The organism is Asticcacaulis sp., assembly GCF_027484505.1.
Classification (GTDB): domain Bacteria; phylum Pseudomonadota; class Alphaproteobacteria; order Caulobacterales; family Caulobacteraceae; genus Asticcacaulis.
The window spans coordinates 1-2,639 of the sequence record NZ_JAIXSV010000356.1 but is presented as its reverse complement, the minus strand read 5'-3'; the positions used below and the strand labels follow the sequence as shown (position 1 = coordinate 2,639).

Here is a 2,639-nt window from a genome sequence, read left to right as displayed (position 1 = left end):
GGCCGTGGAACTGGCCATGGTTCGGTGAGACCAAGAGGCGTGTGAACGGCCCGAATGCGTTCAGCCTAGTAATTAATTGTACGAAAATATTGGCAGATGTGGAATTCAAAGGCGCCACCAAAAACAAGTATATACCATATATAGAACGAAAATGCGTTTTAACGATAGAAAAATTTTAATTCTGAACCCCAATAATAGCCAATATACTAAAATAATGAAGACAATACCATGATTGTAAAATTAAATAAAAAATATAATGGTATGCCAATTTTACCGGGTGCGATAGGTAGATCACGGGATACAGAAAATTTTCGTAAAGAAACTCTATATTCAAATCTCAAATCTTCTATATCATCCTCGTCCCAAAGATGTTGATCAGATATTTCTACAAAGTATATTTCACCAATTTTTACCATTCGCTCAAACATGACAAGCAGAATCACAACAGCAGCCATCAAAAGAAAGCTAATCCAAGTTTTACTATTAATTATATGATAATCTAAAGAATAGTTAACAGCCCTCGACGAATAAGTCACAAAGACTCCAAAAATCAGAAAAAATTGCAGCATGGAGAACACCACAATTAGACGAGAACAGAACTCTATACGCAACGTTAGGGCAGTTAGTCGATCAACTGCCTGCCTCAGCGTCGTTGTGGTGTCCCTTGACATTCTAAAGGCTCACATTCTCAAGCAACGCAGCAACAAACTCATCTCTATGAGTTTGCTTCAATTTATCATCATAGTACCCAGATAACGGTACTGTATGATAAAATAGTTGATTATGCGACGAATGTGGACAGAAACGATGCCTTAAGCGGGCAGCCGGTCCAAGTGCTTGGAAGTACGGACCTTCTTGATAGTATTTCAAGACCTCTTGATCGGCATGACCCGTCCACCAAAGATCCGCCTTCGTGACCACTGTCATGACCCACGCAGCGGCCCCTCCATCACCACAAAGCACATTGGTCCATTGCGACAACAAACTTATCTCCAAGTCGCGGCGGGATTGAAGATAGCTTGCGTTCGCAGATGCATCTACAACCGCCTTATCTTTGGGGACTGTTTCCTCATGAAGACCATAAGAAACAACATTTATGATGCCAAGTTTATCTTGACGAGCAGCTGTCAAAATAGCCTTCATTCTTTCATCTTTATAGACTTCATCCATCTGTCCGGGCGTATCCGTTATTAGAAATCTAATATTTTCAATCATTCCATCAACATCATGGAAACCAACTGTCCTGTTATGACGGCTTATTTGGGTACCCTCACCCAACAAATGCTTGATGAAGGATGATTTACCAGCACCTGATGCACCAAGTACCAGAACATACTGTGGGGATTTGCGTGAGAGCCATTCTACGACTCGCTCCAATGCCCCGGTCTTACGCAGTATCGCGGCGACCTCACGTCCATAGGGAATGAATGCCTCAATGCCTTCCTCAGTCATGATATCTACCCTGCCTTCTGATTTATCCCACATACAACTTCTATTAAAGTTTCTAAAATGGGCACATACGTCAATATAAAATGCGAATAACTCCCCAGTTATGAAGTTGCATACAAGATTAAAACTGGCCACATGACACTGTATATCATGGAATTCAATTTTAAAAACTATTAGAGTATTTATAATGTTTGGTTTCTGACTCTGAAAATGTCGAGATCTCAATAACTTTGGGAGTCTAGACACGACGAGGTCGTCGGACACTATGGCGGGGCGGCAGCCCCCCCAAACAGGGTTGACGCCGGCTTAACCAATCCCGTCCAATGGCTACAGCCCGCAGCCAGGATTGCCGCCATGTTCACCCGTCCCACCGACCCCACTCCCCATGCCCGCGCCGGGGCCGAGGCCTTGAAGCGGGGGGATTTTGCCGGGGCCAAGGCGGGGTTCGGGCAGGCGGTGGCGATGGGGGCCAACGATCTGGGCATCTGGCTGGGCCTGGCCTATGGCTGCCGGGGTGTGGGCGATGCGGTGGGCATGCTGGCGGCCCTGGATAAGGTGCTGGCACTGGACCCGCGGAATGTGCGGGCGCTGATCCTGAAGGGGGATCATTTTGGGGGCCAGGGCGACCACAAGGCTGCCACCTCCTTCTACAACAACGCCCTGCGCGCGGCCCCGCCGGCAGCACAGCTGCCGCCTGATCTGGTGGCGGAGCTGCGGCGGGTGCAGGGGGCGACTCAGGACTACGCCCGCCGGTTTGAGGCGCATCTGCTGTCCAGCCTGGAACAGGCCGGGTTCGGGGCGGATATGGGCGGCGGACGGTTTGGCCGCTCGCTGGATATCCTGTTCGGGCGGCGGCAGGTCTATTATCAGCAGCCCCAGGCCTACCTGTTCCCGGAACTGCCGCAAGTGCAGTTCTACGACCGCGCCGCCTTCCCCTGGCTGGAGGGGCTGGAGGCGCAGACCGACGCCATCCGCCAGGAACTGCGGGCCGTCATGCAGGGACCGGAAGCCTTCCAACCCTATCTGGAGGCCAGCGCCAACCGGGCGCAGGTGGACCGGTCGGGCCTGCGCGGCAACCCGGATTGGAGCGCCTTCTATCTGTGGAAGAATGGCGTGCCGCAGGAGGAAAACATCGCCCGCTGCCCCGCCACGGCGGCGGCCATGGACGGTATTCCGCTGACCGGCATCCG

At 50.9% G+C, this 2,639-nt stretch carries 3 protein-coding genes; 1 reads left to right on the top strand and 2 read right to left on the bottom strand.

What is annotated here, in order from left to right; translation table 11 throughout:
• Positions 1-206: 206 nt before the first annotated feature.
• Together Q0072_RS20955 and Q0072_RS20950 are read right to left on the bottom strand one after the other, a co-directional pair.
• Positions 207-569: a hypothetical protein gene (locus Q0072_RS20955; RefSeq protein WP_298333799.1), complete on the bottom strand. Its 363-nt coding sequence runs from the start codon at positions 567-569 to the stop codon at positions 207-209.
• A 103-nt stretch (positions 570-672) separates the two neighbouring features.
• Positions 673-1,452, bottom strand: a complete 780-nt coding sequence (locus Q0072_RS20950) for a GTPase (RefSeq protein ID WP_298333797.1) — start codon at positions 1,450-1,452, stop codon at positions 673-675.
• Positions 1,453-1,803: 351 nt separating this feature from the next.
• Between Q0072_RS20950 and Q0072_RS20945 the strand changes: the two genes are divergently transcribed.
• The coding region (locus Q0072_RS20945) for an aspartyl/asparaginyl beta-hydroxylase domain-containing protein (protein ID WP_298333795.1) at positions 1,804-2,639 on the top strand (836 nt) is incomplete at its 3' end.

What these genes read in the sequence shown, in the direction of transcription:
- Q0072_RS20955 (WP_298333799.1), bottom strand. Translation starts at nt 569, where the DNA reads ATGCTGCAATTTTTTCTGATTTTTGGAGTCTTTGTGACTTATTCGTCG.
- Q0072_RS20950 (WP_298333797.1), bottom strand. Translation starts at nt 1,452, where the DNA reads ATGACTGAGGAAGGCATTGAGGCATTCATTCCCTATGGACGTGAGGTC.